The 15,370-nt window shown below is 75.9% G+C and carries 13 protein-coding genes, 1 pseudogene and 1 riboswitch; of the genes and pseudogenes, 7 read left to right on the forward strand and 7 right to left on the reverse strand.

Annotated features, from left to right (window positions below):
• Positions 1-151: 151 nt before the first annotated feature.
• From RNC47_RS11055 to RNC47_RS11065, 3 genes are all read left to right on the forward strand, one after another.
• Entirely contained in the window at positions 152-1,054 is a 903-nt protein-coding gene (locus RNC47_RS11055) for a S1 family peptidase (protein WP_394814757.1), read from the forward strand.
• Positions 1,055-1,063: 9 nt separating this feature from the next.
• Positions 1,064-1,846 (forward strand): Fpg/Nei family DNA glycosylase, encoded by a 783-nt coding sequence (locus RNC47_RS11060; protein ID WP_311597827.1) that lies wholly within the window; start codon positions 1,064-1,066, stop codon positions 1,844-1,846.
• A 300-nt stretch (positions 1,847-2,146) separates the two neighbouring features.
• Entirely contained in the window at positions 2,147-3,229 is a 1,083-nt protein-coding gene (locus tag RNC47_RS11065; protein ID WP_311597829.1) for a methyltransferase domain-containing protein, read from the forward strand.
• On the opposite strand, the gene RNC47_RS11070 is transcribed toward RNC47_RS11065, so the two are convergent.
• Positions 3,186-4,433, reverse strand: coding sequence for a glycosyltransferase (locus RNC47_RS11070; protein ID WP_311597830.1), 1,248 nt, complete (start codon positions 4,431-4,433; stop codon positions 3,186-3,188). The two genes, RNC47_RS11065 and RNC47_RS11070, sit on opposite strands and share 44 nt — an antisense overlap.
• Before the next feature lie 214 nt (positions 4,434-4,647).
• Here RNC47_RS11070 and RNC47_RS11075 point away from each other — a divergent pair, with 214 nt between their 5' ends.
• Positions 4,648-6,087 carry a helix-turn-helix domain-containing protein gene (locus RNC47_RS11075; protein WP_311597832.1) on the forward strand — a complete coding sequence of 480 codons (1,440 nt, stop codon included), beginning with the start codon at positions 4,648-4,650 and terminating at the stop codon, positions 6,085-6,087.
• Between the two features lie 250 nt (positions 6,088-6,337).
• Here the strand turns inward: RNC47_RS11075 and RNC47_RS11080 are convergent, their stop codons facing one another.
• Entirely contained in the window at positions 6,338-7,648 is a 1,311-nt protein-coding gene (locus tag RNC47_RS11080) for an aminotransferase class V-fold PLP-dependent enzyme (protein WP_311597833.1), read from the reverse strand.
• A 160-nt stretch (positions 7,649-7,808) separates the two neighbouring features.
• A riboswitch (SAM riboswitch) is annotated at positions 7,809-7,925 on the reverse strand.
• A gap of 97 nt (positions 7,926-8,022) precedes the next feature.
• On the reverse strand, positions 8,023-8,664 hold the full coding sequence (locus RNC47_RS11085; protein WP_311597834.1) for a UdgX family uracil-DNA binding protein: 642 nt from the start codon (positions 8,662-8,664) through the stop codon (positions 8,023-8,025).
• Between the two features lie 215 nt (positions 8,665-8,879).
• Between RNC47_RS11085 and RNC47_RS11090 the strand changes: the two genes are divergently transcribed.
• Positions 8,880-10,274: an acetamidase/formamidase family protein gene (locus tag RNC47_RS11090; protein WP_311597836.1), complete on the forward strand. Its 1,395-nt coding sequence runs from the start codon at positions 8,880-8,882 to the stop codon at positions 10,272-10,274.
• Positions 10,275-10,290: 16 nt separating this feature from the next.
• Here the strand turns inward: RNC47_RS11090 and RNC47_RS11095 are convergent, their stop codons facing one another.
• Positions 10,291-10,809 carry a tetratricopeptide repeat protein gene (locus RNC47_RS11095; protein WP_311597953.1) on the reverse strand — a complete coding sequence of 173 codons (519 nt, stop codon included), beginning with the start codon at positions 10,807-10,809 and terminating at the stop codon, positions 10,291-10,293.
• Positions 10,792-11,259: pseudogene (locus RNC47_RS11100) on the reverse strand (nucleoside deaminase); the annotation flags it as partial. The pseudogene RNC47_RS11100 and the gene RNC47_RS11095, both read right to left, overlap by 18 nt.
• A gap of 143 nt (positions 11,260-11,402) precedes the next feature.
• Here RNC47_RS11100 and ligD point away from each other — a divergent pair.
• Together ligD and RNC47_RS11110 are read left to right on the forward strand one after the other, a co-directional pair.
• Positions 11,403-12,431 carry a non-homologous end-joining DNA ligase gene (gene ligD, locus RNC47_RS11105; RefSeq protein WP_311597837.1) on the forward strand — a complete coding sequence of 343 codons (1,029 nt, stop codon included), beginning with the start codon at positions 11,403-11,405 and terminating at the stop codon, positions 12,429-12,431.
• Between the two features lie 32 nt (positions 12,432-12,463).
• Entirely contained in the window at positions 12,464-13,906 is a 1,443-nt protein-coding gene (locus tag RNC47_RS11110) for a dihydrolipoyl dehydrogenase family protein (RefSeq protein ID WP_311597838.1), read from the forward strand.
• Between the two features lie 3 nt (positions 13,907-13,909).
• Here the strand turns inward: RNC47_RS11110 and RNC47_RS11115 are convergent, their stop codons facing one another.
• Together RNC47_RS11115 and RNC47_RS11120 are read right to left on the reverse strand one after the other, a co-directional pair.
• The gene (locus RNC47_RS11115) at positions 13,910-14,272 is read right to left on the reverse strand and encodes a hypothetical protein (protein WP_311597840.1); all 363 of its coding nucleotides are present in this window, start codon (positions 14,270-14,272) and stop codon (positions 13,910-13,912) included.
• A 77-nt stretch (positions 14,273-14,349) separates the two neighbouring features.
• Complete coding sequence (locus RNC47_RS11120) at positions 14,350-15,348, reverse strand: ABC transporter permease (RefSeq protein ID WP_311597841.1); 999 nt, start codon at positions 15,346-15,348, stop codon at positions 14,350-14,352.
• Positions 15,349-15,370: the final 22 nt, after the last annotated feature.

The following is a 15,370-nucleotide window of genomic DNA, read 5'->3' on the forward strand; positions in this document are numbered from 1 at the left end:
CGGCCGCGGACGACGTGACCGACCGCGCCCGCCCGGTCACCGGTCGATCCTTCACCGGAGGCACCGAGCGCGAGCTCCGCGACACGCGTGGGTGGCGCGTGGGAGAATCCGCCCAATTGTCATGCCCATGAATCTCCGTTCGGAGGACCGCATGCGCAAGCCCCGCACCACCCCACTCCTCAGACGCCTCGTCATCGCGCTGACCGTGCCACTGCTGGCGCTCATCGGCCCGGCGCTGCCCGCCCGGGCCGAGCCCGCCCCCGCCGCGTTCACCGCCGCCCAGCTGACCGCCGCCGGCGACGCCGTGCGCGCCGCCGACGTCGCGGGCACGGCGTGGGCCGTGGACCACGCCACGGGCACCGTCCTGGTCACCGTGGACGACACCGTCTCCGCCGCCGACCTCGCCCACCTCCGCCGCACGGCGGGCCCACTCGCCGACGCCCTGACCGTCGAGCGCACCCCCGGCACCCTCACCCCCCGGCTCCGCGGCGGCGAGTTCGTCTACGGCGGCGGGGCGCGCTGCGCGGTGGGCTTCAACGCCCGCTCCGGCTCCACCCGCCACTTCATCACCGCCGGGCACTGCACCGCGCTGGCCGGCACCTGGTACGCCGACCCGGGCCAGACCACCGCCGTCGGCCAGACCGTCGGCACCAGCTTCCCGAACAACGACTACGGCGTGGTCCGCTACCTCACCGCCCCGTCCCCCTGGCCGCCCGGCGTGGTCTGCAACGGCGTGCCGGTCGACATCATCGGGGTCGGCACGCCCACCGTGGGCATGAGCGCCGTCTTCGCCGGCCCGGTCAGCGGCTGCCGCTCGGGCACCGTCCTGGCCCTCAACGCCACCGTCAACTACGGCGGCGGCGACATCGTCTCCGGGCTGATCCGCACCAACATCTGCGTCGAGGCGGGGGAGAGCGGCGCGCCGCTGTACACCCCGGGCCGGCTCGCGCTCGGCATCCTCTCCGGTGGCACCGGCAACTGCGCCACCGGCGGCACCAGCTACTTCCAACCCGTCGGAGAGGTGCTCAGCGCCTACGGGCTGACCCTCCCGTAACGTGGCGGCATGCCCGAACTGCCCGATGTGGAGGAATTCCGGCGGATCCTGGCCTCCTGCGCCACCGGCCGCCGGGTCGAGCGGGTCGAGGTGGCCGACGCCGGCGTGCTGCGCGGGGTCACGGCGCGCCGGCTGCGCCAGCGGCTCACGGGCCGGACGTTCACCGAACCGCGCCGGCACGGCAAGTGGCTGCTCGCCCCCACCGAGGGACCCACCGTGCTCTTCCACTTCGGCATGACGGGCCGCCTGCGCTGCGACCCGGCCGACTCCTCACCCGCGCCCCACGACCGGGTCACCCTCGTCCTGGACGACGGCCACCGGCTCCGCTACCGCGACCAGCGCAAGCTGCGCGGCATCTGGTTCGCCGCCACGGCGGCCGACGCGGACCGGCTGCTCGCCGACCAGGGCCCCGACGCGCTGGCCCTCGCCCCCGGCGAGCTGGCCGAGCTGCTCGCCGGTCAGCGCCGCCGCGTCAAGGCGGCGCTGCTCGACCAGTCGACCGTGGCCGGGCTCGGGAACCTGCTGGCAGACGAGATCCTCTGGCACGCCAGGGTCCACCCGGCCCGCCGCGCCGTCGACCTGGGGGACGACGAGCGGCGCCGCGTCGACTCGGCGACCCGGCAGGTGCTGCGCGCGGCCGTGCCGACCGGCCACGTGCCCGCCAAGCGCTCCTGGCTGACGGCCAGGCGGGACACGCCGGCGCCGCACTGTCCGCGCTGCGACACCCCGCTCCGGCAGAGCCGGGTCGCCGGCCGTACCACCCTGTGGTGCCCCGCCTGCCAACCGGAGTGATCCCGGCGCGCGCCCTCGGCGCGGCGACCCGGTCGCGCTTCCGCACGCCTCCTTGCCATCCCTGACGTGCGGGCATCCCCCAGCTGTAGGGTTCACGGAGCCGGGAGGGCGCGATGGGTGGTAAACACAGCGACGGCAAGAACGGCGAGGAGGGGGACAGGAAGCAGTCCCCGCGCGAGAGCGACGGTCAGTGGCCGGGTCCGGTCACACCACCGTCACCTCCGTCTCCTCCCTCTCCTCCTTCGTCGCCGTCGCCGCCGGGCCCGCCGGAAGGGCAGTAGGCGGAAAGGACTCCTTCGTATGACCACGATGCGGCGGCTCGTGGCGGCCCTGCGGGACGCCGGTTCGCTCCCACCCCGGTGGGAGGACGCGGTCGCCGCCGTGGACCGCGCCGACTTCGTCCCCGACGTCTGCCCGGGCCTCGACCGGGCGGCGGACGAGGCGGCGTGGCTGGCGGCCGTCTACAGCGACCGGCCCGTGGTCACCCAGGTGGACGAGGGCGTGGCGGGCGGGCGCGGGATCCCCACCTCCTCCTCGTCCCAACCGTCGCAGATGCTGGAGATGTTGGAGCTGCTCGACGTCCACGAGGGACAGCGGGTGCTGGAGATCGGCACGGCCACCGGCTACCACGCCGCGTGGCTGTGCCACCGGCTCGGCTCCGAGCACGTCACCTCGGTCGAGATCGACCGGCGGCTGCACGAGGCCGCCAGGAAGAACCTGGCGGCCGCCGGGTACGCGCCGTGCCTGGTCCTCGGGGACGGCACCAGGGGCCACCCGGCCGGCGCCCCCTACGACCGGATCATCAGCACCTGCACCCTGCGCGAGATCACGCCCGAGCTGCTGGCCCAGACCCGCGACGGCGGGCGGATCGTCACCCCGTTCGGCAGCAGCCTCCACTCGTACTCGTACCTGACGCTCGACGTCCACGGCGGCGTCGGCGAGGGCCGGTTCTCCGGCCGCCCCGCGTTCATGTGGTCGCGCACCCAGGCCGGGCGGGGCGCGGACCTCTCCGACGTGTACCACGGCGAGCGCGGCGAGCGCGGCACCACCGACCTCGACCCGGCCCAGCTCAACGACCCCGACGCGATGTTCGCGATCTCGCTGCGCGTGCGGGACGCCTGGCCCCAGATCGACTGGGAGGACGACGGATCCGGCGAGTGGACGTACTGGCTGCTCTCCGACGACCGCCGCTCCTGGGCCAGGACGGAGTTCGTCCCGGGCCGCGCCGAGTTCACGACGGAGCAGCACGGCCCGCGGCGCCTCTGGGACGAGGTGGCGGCGGCCTACCGCCACTGGCGGGCGCTCGGCGCGCCCGGGCGTTCGCGCCACCGCCTGCGGGTCACGCCCGAGGGCTGGTCGGTCGACGTGGCGGGGGGTTCCTGACCTCGTCGAGCAGCAGCTTCGCGGCCACCGTCGCGCCGTCGGGGCGGATCGCGGCGGCCACGGCGCTCGTCCGTGCCCGGGTCTCGGGGGTCAGGGCGGTGGCGAGCGCGGCGGACAGGGAGTCGAGGGTCGGCGTCGGGCCGTCGTGAGCCGCGCCGATGCCCAGCTCGGACACCCGCGCCGCCCAGTACGGCTGGTCCGCGATCCGGGGGACCACCACCTGGGGCGCGCCGGCCCGGCCGGCCGTCGTCGTGGTGCCCGCGCCGCCGTGGTGCACGACGGCGGCCACCCGGCGGAACAGCGCCTGCTGGTTGACCTCGCCGACGACGAGGCAGTCCTCGGCGTCGTCGATCGGGGCCAGGCCGGCCCAGCCGCGGGCGAGGACCACGCGGCGTCCCCGCGCTCGGCTCGCCTCGATGGCCACCCGGGCGATGTCCTTCGAGACGTGCGCGGCCATGCTGCCCAGGCCCACGTACACCGGTGGCGCGCCGGCGGCCAGGAACGCCTCCAGCGCTGCCGGGAGCGGGCGTTCGTCGGGCAGGATCCACGCCCCGGTCTGCACCACGTCGAGGTCCGTCATGCCCCGCGCCGGGCACAGCGTCGGGTCCGCCGCCAGCCACGGCCGGTCGGTGAGGACGTGGTCGCGGACGTTGTCCACCGGGGGCAGGCCGACGGCCGCCCGCTGGCCGTTGAGCGCCTCGCCGTACAACGCGTTCACCCGCTGGGCGTCCTGCTCCCACAGCACCCGGTTGTCGGTCTCCTCCCGCGGCGACTGCCTGCCGGGACGCCGCCCCGGAGGGAAGTGCCGCGAGGGCAGTCCCAGGGTGTGGAAGCAGGCGAGCACGTAGTGGATGCCCAGTCTCTCGGCCACGTCCCGGGCGCCGGCCGGCATCAGTCCGGTCGCCAGCAGCGCGTCACATCCCTCCGCCGCCGCGGTGAGTGTCTCGAACCGCGTGGCGACCAACTCGCGGGCGAGCCGGAACGCGTCCTCCACGGTCGGCGGCCTGGTGCCGGCGACCACCGAGCGCACCGCGGGGCCCAACGGCACCAGCTCCACGCCGGCACGCGCCAGCAGCGCCACGAACTCCTCGTCCGGCGGCGCGCACACCCGCGCCTCGGCGCCGAGCCCCCGCAACGCCACCGCCAGCCCCACCAGCGGTTCGACGTCCCCGCGCGATCCCCATGTCGTCAGCAGCACACGCACGTCGCGACTCCCCGTTCTCGGCCATGAGCCGCCGATTCTGCGGCACGACCCGGGCCTTGCCGCAAGCCCCCCGGTGCGCTATAGGTTGAAAGTGGCAGGGAGTGCGCTCTCCTTGCCTTTGCTTTTTGTGCTGTCACCGGTGGACGGACAGCCTCCTCGCGAACCGGCGAACCGGCGGACCCCGGCCGGCGACGTGGCGAAGGGGGCGAGGCCGGTGCGGGCCGAGTGGGCGGAGCGGCTGTTACGGGAGGCGGGGCGGCAGGCGGCGCTCGACGCGGCTCCCGACGTGGGCGAGGTGCTGGAGTGGCTGGGGCGGCGGACCGGGGCCGAGGTCGCCCTGGTCGGTCCCGGGGGCGGCGTGGAGGTGGCGACCGGCGGGTTCCCCGCGCGGCTGCCGAAGGCGCTCGGGCCGGTGCTCGGGCGGCTGTCCGGCGGGGAGATGGCGGCCGCGGCCACCGAGGTGGACGGGGTGCGGGTGCGGTGCGAGGCGCTCGGCCCCGGCCGGCAGCGCCGGGTGTTGGTGGTGGCGGGGGCGGCCACGCGGAGCGGGGACGCCGCGTGGCTCGCGACGCGGGCCGGCGGGCTGATCGCGTTGCTGTGCCGCCTCGCGGACACGGAGGCCGCGGCGCGCGCCTACCACGCCAAGGCGGGCCAGGTGCGGCTCGCCGTCTTCATGGCGCTGATGGCCGGGGACCCGACGCTCGCCAGGCGGCTGACCACGGGTGCCGTGCCGCCGGTGCTGAACGCCGGGCCGCTGCGGGTCCTGCTGTTGCGCTGTCCCCCGGCCGACCGCGAGCCGCTGGCCAGGCGCTACCAGGACGCGGCCGGCTTCCACGGCCGGGGGCTGCTGGTGCGTTGCCCGGTGTACGAGGAGCACCTGATCTGCCTGGTGCCCGAGGGCGACGAACTCGCCGACCGGCTGCACGCCCTGGTGGCCGAGCGGCCCGGGTACGCGCTCGGCGTCAGCGCGCCCCGGCCGGCGCGGGCCACGGCCGAGGCGTATGACCAGGCCAGGCACGCGCTGGCCATGGCCCGCAACACGCCGGAGCGGGTGGCCGGTTACCGGGGCCAGGGCCCGTTGGAGCGTCTGCTGCCGCAGCCGGCGGCCCGGGCCTGGGCGCGCGCCTTCCTGCGGCCGCTCGGCACGGTTCCCGAGCAGACCGTCCACGTCACCCGGCTGGCGTTGAGCTTCCCCCGCGCGGGCGTGGCGCGGCTGCTCGGCATCGGCCGGAACACGGTCACCGCGCGCCTCGGGGAGGTCGAGCGCGCCCTCGGCCTCGATCTGCGGGACGTCGGCGCCCGGGCCTCGCTCGCGCTGGCGCTGGCGGTCGCCGCGTCGCCGGCCGGCGACGCGCGGGGGTCACCGGCCCCGACGCTGGACGAGCTGCTGCGGACCCCGGCGGCGACCGCGTGGGCCACGGCGCTGCTCGCGCCGCTGCGGCGGCCCGAGCACCGCGAGCTGTTCGCGACCCTGCGGGCCTGGATCGACGAGAACGCGGACGCGCGCCGTGCCGCGCACCGCCTCGGGATCAGCAGGAACACGGTGCGGGCGCGGCTCAGGGTGGCCGAACGGCTGCTGGGCCGCGACCTGTTGAGCACCGGGGCCGGGATCCACGACCTCGTGCACGCGCTGCGCTCGACGGGGGCGACCTGACCCGGCGCCGGGTGCGGCGTGCACGGTCGCCGGCGGCGGCAGGGCGGCGTGCACGGTGGTGGGGGTCTTTCGCACCTTCTAGCTTTGTGGTGCGACGGCGCCGCTCAGCTCACACCTCGGGGGAGGGCTGAGCGCGCCGGCCAGGGGGAAGACGCCCGGGCGCGGCCTGCGGGCGCGCCCGGGCAGGCGAGCCCGCCCACCGACCGGAGGGCCGTGGCGCCCCGGCGCGGGAGACCGCGCGGCGGCCCCTTCAGCCCGCCAGGGTTGAAACCGCGTCGACGAGCCGGGTGACGTGCTCCCGCGGGGTGCCGGCGCCGAAGCTGACGCGGAGCGCCTGGAGCGGTCCGTCGCACTCCTCGGTGGACTCCGCCGAGGCGCCGAGCAGCCTGCGGACCAGTGGCTGGGCGCAGAACATCCCGGAGCGCACGCCGATGCCGAAGCGCTCGGAGAGCTCCACCGCGAGCTGCCCGTTGTCGTGGCCGGCCACCGTGAAGGAGGAGACGGCGACGCGGTCCGCCGCCGGCCCGAACAGGGACAGTTCCCTGACCGCCGGGATCTCCGCCAGCCCCTCGCGGAGCACGGCGAGCAGCTCCTGCTCGTGGGCGACCAGCGTCTCGTGGCCGGCCTCGGTGAGGGCACGACAGGCGGCGGCGATGGCGAAGGCGCCGATGACGTTGGGCGAGCCGGCCTCGTGCCTGGCCTCGTCCTCGGCCCACTGGACGTGCACGCCGCCGTCGGTGCGCCGGTTGACGACGCGGGTGGCGCCGCCGCCGGCCAGGTAGGGCGCGGCGGTGGTGAGCCAGTCGGCGCGGCCGGCCAACACGCCGGCGCCGAAGGGGGCGTAGAGCTTGTGCCCGGAGAACGCCACCCAGTCCACGTCGAGTCGTCGCACGCTGACCGGCCGGTGCGGGGCCAGTTGGGCGGCGTCGAGCACGATCCTGGCCCCGTGGCGGTGCGCGGCGGCGGCGAGTTCGGCGACCGGCCACAGCTCGCCGGTGACGTTGGAGGCGCCGGTGACGCACAGCAGCGCCGGTCCCCCGGCCTCGGGGCGGGCCGCGAGCGCCGACTCGGCGATCTCGACGGCGTGGCGGGGCGAGTGCGGGGCGTCGAGGTAGGTGACCTGGTGGCCGTGGCGGGCCCACGGCAGCAGCGCCGCGTGGTGCTCGGTCTCGAAGACGAACACCCGGGTGCCGGCGGGCAGTGCGGCGGCCAGCAGGTTGAGCGAGTCGGTGGTGGAGCGGGTGAAGACCACCTGGTCGGCCGGGCGACAGTCGAGGAACGCGGCGACGGTCTCCCGGCTGCGCTCGAAGAGCTCGGTGGAGAGCCGCGAGAGGTGCCCGGTGCCCCGGTGCACGCTGCCGTAGTACGGCGCGTACTCGGCCACCTCCTCCCAGACGCGGCGCAGCACGGGCGCGGACGCCGCGTAGTCGAGCGCGGCGTACTCGACGTCGCCGCCGCCGGCGAGCGGGGCGCGGACGCCGGCGCTGAGCACCTCAAGGCTGGCGGGGACGGCGGTGGTGCTGGGGGCGGCGGGGGCGACGGGGGCACAGCTGGTGGTCATGAGCACGTCTCCGTGGGCAGGCGCGCCCGACGGCCTCGCGGGTGGCCGACGGCGCGAGAAGGCGGGTAACGAGAGAAAGGGAGGGTGAAGGGAAGGAAGACGAGGGGGGGGGGAGCGTGACGCTCTACCGCATTCGCATTCGCACGAGGGAGCTCCTTCTGGGCCGCACTTGCCGCGAGCCCTGCTGCTCGCGACCCGGTCATCACCCGGGGCACCCCGCCACGACGGAGGGTTGCCGGACAGCGGGCCGGGGCCGTGGTCGCTGTCACTCGTGACCTCGCCGAGGATTCTGGCACAGGGTTCGCCCGCCCGCCCGGGGTGTCTCACTCCTCGGACGAGCCCCCGCCACGCGGCCCTCGGGGGAAACCCGGTGGTCAGGCCCCCGCCAGGGCGCGGGCGGCCACCTTCAGGTCGGCCACGAGACCGGCGTAGGCGGCCTCGCGCTCCGCGTCGTCGGCGCGCAGCACGGCCGACGGGTGGATGGTGGCGACCACCGTGTCCGCGCCCTCGCCCGACCACGGCAGCCGTGTTCCGCGCTGCCTGGTCACCCGGAACGAGGAGCCGAGCAGCGCCTTGCCCGCGGTGGCGCCGAGCGCCACGATCACCTCGGGTTCGATCAGGCGGAGTTCGGCGGTGAGCCAGGGCCGGCAGGCGGCCGCCTCGCGCAGCGTCGGCGGCTTGTGGATGCGGCGCTTGCCCCGGGGCGCGAACTTGAAGTGCTTGACGGCGTTGGTGAGGTACGCGTCGTCCGGGTCGATGCCGGCGTCGACGAGCGCCCGGTCGAGCACCCGGCCGGCCGGACCGACGAACGGCGCGCCCCGCCGGTCCTCCTGGTCGCCGGGCTCCTCGCCGACCAGTACCAGGCGGGCCGTCGGCTCGCCGGCGCCGAACACGGTCTGGGTGGCGTCGCGGTAGAGCGGGCAGCCGTGGCAGTCGGCGGCGGCGCTGCGCAGCTCGGGCAGCCCGGCGCCTTCCGGGACGTAGGGGCCGGCGTCATAGGACTCGGGTTCCGACACGGCCCGCGAGTACCCGGCCGGCGGCGAGCCATCCCCCGGTCCACCCCTCGTTTCGGCGGTGTGTCCTCGGGCGCCGCCGGACGGCCGGCGTGTTACCTGCGGGTAAGAAGCATGGGTCGATCACGCACAGCCGCCGATGAGGGCCCGAAGCTCACCTAGGGTGACGGCTGGCCCGGGGCGGACCGCTCGTGCCCGGGCGGAACAGGAGCCCCACCATGAGCACCCCAGAAGAGCACGCCGCCACCGCCCGGGACACGCTGATCGCGGCCCTCGGCCGCCGCCGCTTCCTGCAGGCCGCCGGCGCCGTGACCGCGGCCGGCACCGCCACCGGCCTCACGGCCGCCGCCCCGGCCGCGGCGGCGACGCGCGACGCGGGCGCCGGATCGCGCGCCGACCACCCGCGCGAGATCCTGCAGCCCCACCGCGGCCCCATCCACGGCCGGCACTACCTGCCGTCGCTCCCCGACCAGGTCCGCTGGGGCTACACGCCGGCCGTGGACAGCGAGCCGGTGCTGCGGATCCGCTCGGGCGAGACGGTGACCGTGGACTCGCTCTCGCACGAGGGCCTCCTGGAGGATCAGGGCCGCGACCCGGTGGCCTTCTTCGGCGGCCACGACGTGCCCCGCGGCCAGGTGCTGAGCGACGCGATCGCCATCGCCGCCGAGTACGACCGCACCGAGCGCGACTTCGACGCCGACGGCCCGCACGTCATCACCGGCCCGATCCAGGTGGCCGGCGCCGAGCCCGGGGACGTGCTGAAGGTGGAGCCGCTCTCGCTGCTCCCCCGTGTGCCGTACGGCGTGATATCGAGCCGGCACGGCAAGGGCGCGCTCGGCCGCCGCCCCGACGGCTCGGCGCCGGACGGGATCACGCTCGACGAGGTGATGCCGCCGGTGGCCACGGACGGCCGCCCCGGCGGCGACCCGGCCGAGTACGGCAACGTCTCGGTGTTCACGCCGGTGCGGCGCGGCCGGGACGGCGCGCTGAACGGGGTGCTGCCGCGCGGCTCGCGGCGCGGCCGCGAGGTCACGTTCCCGCTGCGGCCGCACATGGGCACGATGGGCGTGGCCTTCGCCGAGGCCGCCGCGCTCGACGACCCGGCGCTCAACTCCATCCCGCCCACGCTCGGCGGCGGCAACATCGACATCAACCTGCTGCGCGAGGGCGCCACGCTCTACCTGCCGGTCTTCGCCGAGGGCGCCCTCTTCTACACCGGCGACCCGCACTTCGCCATGGCCGACGGCGAGGTGGCGCTGACCGCCGTGGAGGGTTCGCTGCGCTCGACGTTCCGGCTCACCGTCTGCAAGCCGGGCTCGGGCGACGCGCCCTCGGTCGCCTTCCGCTATCCCTTCGGCGAGACCGAGGACGCGTGGCTGCCGGTGGGTCTCTCCGACCCGGACGGCAGCCAGGGCGGCCAGATCGGCGACCTGGACACCGCCATGCGCCGGGCCGTGGTCAACGCGCTCGACTTCCTCGAACACGACCTGGGCATGGACCGCGCCACGGCCTACGCCTACCTCTCGGCGGCGGCCGACTTCCACATCTCCCAGGTGGTCGACCGCACGGTCGGCGTCCACGGCGTGATCCCCAAGGACCACTTCGGCGAGTGAGCGGGAGCCGCCCGGCCTACCCCGCGGTGGACGGCTGCTCGGCGAGAGCCCTGGCGTAGTTGGCCATGGACCGCTGGTAGCGCGGCAGGTGGGGGGCCAGGGCGGTGAGGGCGACGGAGACGGCCTCGCGTTCGCGGCCGACGTCGGTGAGGGCCAGCGCGAGGGTCGCGCGGACGGCGCCGTCCATGAGGTCGGAGGTGCGGGCCAGCTCCGCGGTCAGCAGTTCCACGCTCTCCTCGGGGCGGCCGAGGTTCCGCAGCGAGCTGGCCAGTTGGCAGACCGCGCGGCGCCGCCGCACCCCGGTCAGGCCGAGTTCGAGCGCCCGCCGGTACTCCGGCACGGCGCGCTCCGGCTGGCCGGTGGAGTCGTGGGCGCAGCCGCGCTCGAACGCGGCGAGCGCGCTGTCCTCGGGAAGCTCCGCCGCCAGGCTCTCGATCAGCGCCCGGAACTCTGCCTCGTCGTGCTCGTCGATCGAGAGCCACGCCTGGGCCACCCGGCGCTCCCAGTTCGGCTCGCCATGGAAGGCCCGGTGCAACTCGCGTACCTCCTCGGCCAGTTCGGGCACCGGGCCCTCGACCGTCACGCCCGGCGCCACCTCGGGGATCGGCAGCGTCCGCACCGGCGGCGCCGGGACGCCCAACGCGCCCAGCCACTCCCCCAGTTGTTCGGACGAGCTGGCGTAGACGACCCGCCCGAGACCGACCCAGGCGTGTGCGGCCGCGCACATCGGGCAGTGCTCGCCCGAGGTGTAGACCGTCGCGGCCGCCCGCTCGGCCGGGCTCAGGTTGGCCGCCGCCCAGCGGGCCAGCGCGAACTCCGGGTGCCGGGTGTGGTCGCCGCCGGCCACCCGGTTGTGGTCCTCGGCCAGCGCCGTCCCGTCGCCGGCCACCAGCACGGAGCCGAACGGCTCGTCACCCGCCGCCAACGCCTCGGCGGCCAGCTCGACGCAGCGTCGCAGATGCCGCAGGTCGGCCTCGTTCACCATCGTGTCCTCCCGCTTCCTACCCCGCGCCTGCGGGCGCGCGGCGGTCAGGATACGTCGCCGCCCTGCGCCGTTCGAACGGAAAACGGGCAGCTCGGCGGCGTCCCGGCGGCCGGGCCCGCGCCCCGCCCGCCTCTACTGGGGGCATGGAACGGGAGCGGAGCCCGCTGGCGGGCGTGCCGGACGCGGTGGAGCCGATACTGGCGGTCGACGGCGAGCCGCCGACCGGGCCCTGGGGCTACGAGTTCAAGTGGGACGGCTACCGCTGCTGCCTGTGCGCGGGACCCGCCGGCCGCACCCGGCTCACCAGTCGCAACGGCCACGACCTCGGCGCCACCTACCCGGAGCTCGCCGGCGTCGTGCCGGAGGCGCTCGGCGCGCGGGGCGGCCTGGTGCTCGACGGCGAGATCGTCGCCCTCGACGAGGCGGGCCGCCCGGACTTCGGGCTGCTCCAGCGCCGCCACCAGCGGCGACCGGCCGCCGGCCTGCTGGCCCGGGTGCCGGTGACGTACTTCGCCTTCGACGTGCTGCGGGTCGATGGGCGGCCCCTGCTGGACGAGCCCTACCGCGTCCGGCGGGAGCGACTCGCCGACCTCGGCCTCGACACCGCGCCCGGGATCGCGGTGCCGCCGCACTACACGGGCGAGGAGATCGAGCCGGCGCGGCTGGTGGACGTCGCCCGCGAGCACGGCCTGGAGGGGGTGATCGCCAAGCGGCTCGACTCCCGCTACCTGCCGGGGCGGCGCTCCCGGCTGTGGGTGAAGAAGGCGCTGTTCACGGCCAGGGAGGTGGTGCTCGGCGGCTGGCAGCCGGGCGAGGGCAGGCGCGGCGGCACCATCGGCTCGCTGCTGCTCGGCGCGCACGACGCCACGGGCGCACTGCGGTACCTCGGCCGGGTGGGCACCGGCTTCAGCGAGGCGGTGCTGGCCGACCTGGGCACCCGCCTGGCGCCGCTGGCACGCGCCACGAGCCCGTTCGACGAGCCGGTGCCACGCCCGCACGCGCGCCGCGCGCACTGGGTCGAGCCCCGGCTGGTCGGCGAGGTGGCGCACCGCACCTGGACCGCCGACGGCCGGCTGCGGCACCCGGTGTGGCGCGGGCTGCGCCCCGACCGTGAACCGGCCGAGGTCACGCTGCCGGCGCGGCCAGGTGAAGATCGGGAAGCGAGCGCCTAGCGTGGAACGGTTGAACGAGACGGGAGTTGAAGATGAGTGACGACGCCAACGCCGCCCACGACACCTACGACGTGATCGTGATCGGCGCCGGGCCGACCGGCGAGAACGTCGCGGACCGCACGGCCGCGGCCGGGCTGCGCACCGTGATCGTGGAGAGCGAGCTGGTGGGCGGCGAGTGCTCCTACTGGGCGTGCATCCCGAGCAAGGCGCTGCTGCGGCCGGCGGCCGCGCTGCGGGCCGCCAGGTCCGTGGAGGGCGCCCGCCAGGTGGCGGGCGAGCGGCCGGTGGACGCGGCGGCGGTGCTGGCGCGGCGCGACTCCTTCGTGGGCGACTGGCGGGACGACGGGCAGGTCTCCTGGCTGGACTCGGTCGGCGTCGAACTGGTCCGCGGCCACGCCCGGTTGGACGGCCCGCGCCGGGTCGTGGTAGGCGAGCGGCGGCTGACCGCGCGGCACGCGGTGGTGGTCTGCACCGGCAGCCGGGCGGTCGTCCCCGAACTACCCGGGGTGGCGGCGGCCCGGCCCTGGACCAGCCGGGAGGCGACGGCGGCGAAGCAGGTGCCGGGGCGGCTGGCCATCGTCGGCGGCGGCGTGGTGGGCGCCGAGATGGCGGCGGCGTGGAGCTCGCTCGGCTCGCGCGTGACGCTGCTGATGCGCGGGGAGCGGCCGCTGCCCCGGATGGAGCCGTTCGCCGGCGACCTGGTGGCCGACGGGCTGCGGGAGGCGGGCGTCGACGTGCGGCCCGGGGTCTCGGTGACCGGCCTGTCCAGGGGCGACGGGCCGGTGGAGGTCGCGCTCGACAGCGGCGACTCCGTGACGGCTGACGAGGTGCTCTTCGCCACCGGCCGGGCGCCGCGCACCGACGACCTGGGGCTCGAGACGGTCGGCCTGGAGTCGGGTTCCTGGCTGGACGTGGACGACAGCCTGCGGGTGACGGGGGTCCCCGACGGCTGGCTCTACTGCGTCGGCGACCCCAACCACCGGGCGCTGCTGACCCATCAGGGCAAGTACCAGGCGCGGATCGCCGGGGCGGCGATCGCGGCCCGGGCCGCCGGCGAGCCGGTGGACGACACGGCCTGGGGCCCGTTCGCGGCCACGGCGGACCACGCGGCGGTGCCGCAGGTGGTGTTCACCGAGCCCGAGGTGGCCTCGGTCGGCCTGACCGCCGCCGCGGCCGAGGCGGCCGGCCGTCGCTACCGGGCGGTCGACTACGACCTCGGCTCGGTCTCGGGCGCCGCGCTGTACGCGGACGGCTACCGGGGGCAGGCGCGGATGGTGGTGGACCTGGCCGACGAGCGCCTGCTGGGCGCCACCTTCGTCGGCCCGGGCGCCGGCGAACTGCTGCACGCCGCCACCATCGCGGTCACGGCGCGGGTCCCGGTCTCCCGCCTCTGGCACGCGGTCCCCGCGTTCCCCACGGTCAACGAGATCTGGCTGCGGCTGCTCGAGACCTACCGGGACCAGCCCGCTGCCTAACGCCTAGCCGCCCGCGTAGGGGGCGCAGAGGTCGCGCATCTGGTCGTCCCAGAACTCGCTCCACTCCTCGGCGGCCTCACAGAACGCCGTCATGGCCTCGTCCTCGGGGTCGGCGGGCTCGGTCGCGGGCGGGGGCTCGGCGGTGGTGGGGTCGGGCTCGGGCTCCGGTTCGGCGGTCGGCTCCTCCTGCCGCGGCTCGGGGACGGTGGTCGTCAGCCCCTCGTCCGGCAGGGGGTCGGTGATCTCCTGGTCCGGCTCGGGCGCCTCGGGGGTGGCGTCCGTGGTGAAGGCGGGGCGCGGTCCCCGGTCGGGTTCGAGCGAGTCGGCCGTGCCGCACCCTGCCGCGCCCACGAGCGCCGCAGCCACTATTCCCAACGTCCTCTGCCGAGCCCGCACTTGTTCCCTCCGCACTGATCGTCCGGCGTGTGGTGCGGACCACTCTGTCAGACGCTCAGCCGGGGGTCGGCGGCAGCCTGGAGAACGTCGGCGAGGGCGTTGGCCACGATATACACCGCTCCCAGGACAAAGGTGACGCCGGCCACCGCGGGGAAGTCGGAGACCGGCACCGACGCCCCCAGGTAGCTGCCGAGCCCCGGCCAGCTGAAGACGCTCTCCACCACCAGCACCCCGGCGAACATGAAGCCGATCTGCAGACCGCTCATGGACAGCGCCGCGTTGACCGAGTTGCGCACCACGTGCCGCAGCACGACGGCCCGTTCGGTCAGCCCCTTGGATCGGGCGGTGCGCACGTACTCGGCGTCCAGCGTGGTCAGCAGGCTGGAGCGGAAGACCCGGCCGATGGCCAGCGCCGGCCCCACCGCCAGGGCGAGCCCCGGCAGCACCAGGTGCCGCAGCGCGTCACCGGCCAGCGCGGGGTCGCCGGTCAACAGGCCGTCGAGCACCAGCAGTCCGGTGGGGCCGCCGTCCGGGGAGGACCCGGTGACCCGGCCGTTGGCCGGCAGCCAGCCCAACTCCCGGTAGAAGAGGATCAGGCTGAGGATGCCGAGCAGGAACGTGGGTGCGGTGGAGGAGAGGAACAGCAGGCCGCGGAAGGGCGCGGCGGCACGCCAGCGCAGCACGCTGGAGAGCGCGAACAGCACCGCCATGACCAGGGCCAGCAGGAGGGCGAAGAGGACGAGTTCCAGGGTGGCCGGCAGGTAGACGCCGATGTCGTCGGTGACCGGCCGGTGGGTGCGGAAGGAGGTGCCGAGGTCGCCGGTGAGCAGCCCACCGAGGTAGCCGAGGTAGCGCTGGGGGGCCGGGTCGTCGAGACCGAGGCGGGCGCGTTCGGCGGCGACGGCCTCGGGGGACGCGGTGGGGCCGAGCGTGGCGGCCACCGCGTCGGCGGCGGAGATCTCCTGCAGCACGAACAGCAGCAGGGAGAGCACCAGCAGCAGCGTGACGAGCGAGAGGAGGCGGGAGAGGGCGAAGCGGATCGTCATGGCGTCTGACCTGTGTCTCTCA

This window comes from Streptomyces millisiae (genome assembly GCF_031845425.1).
Lineage (GTDB): Bacteria > Actinomycetota > Actinomycetes > Streptomycetales > Streptomycetaceae > Streptomyces > Streptomyces millisiae.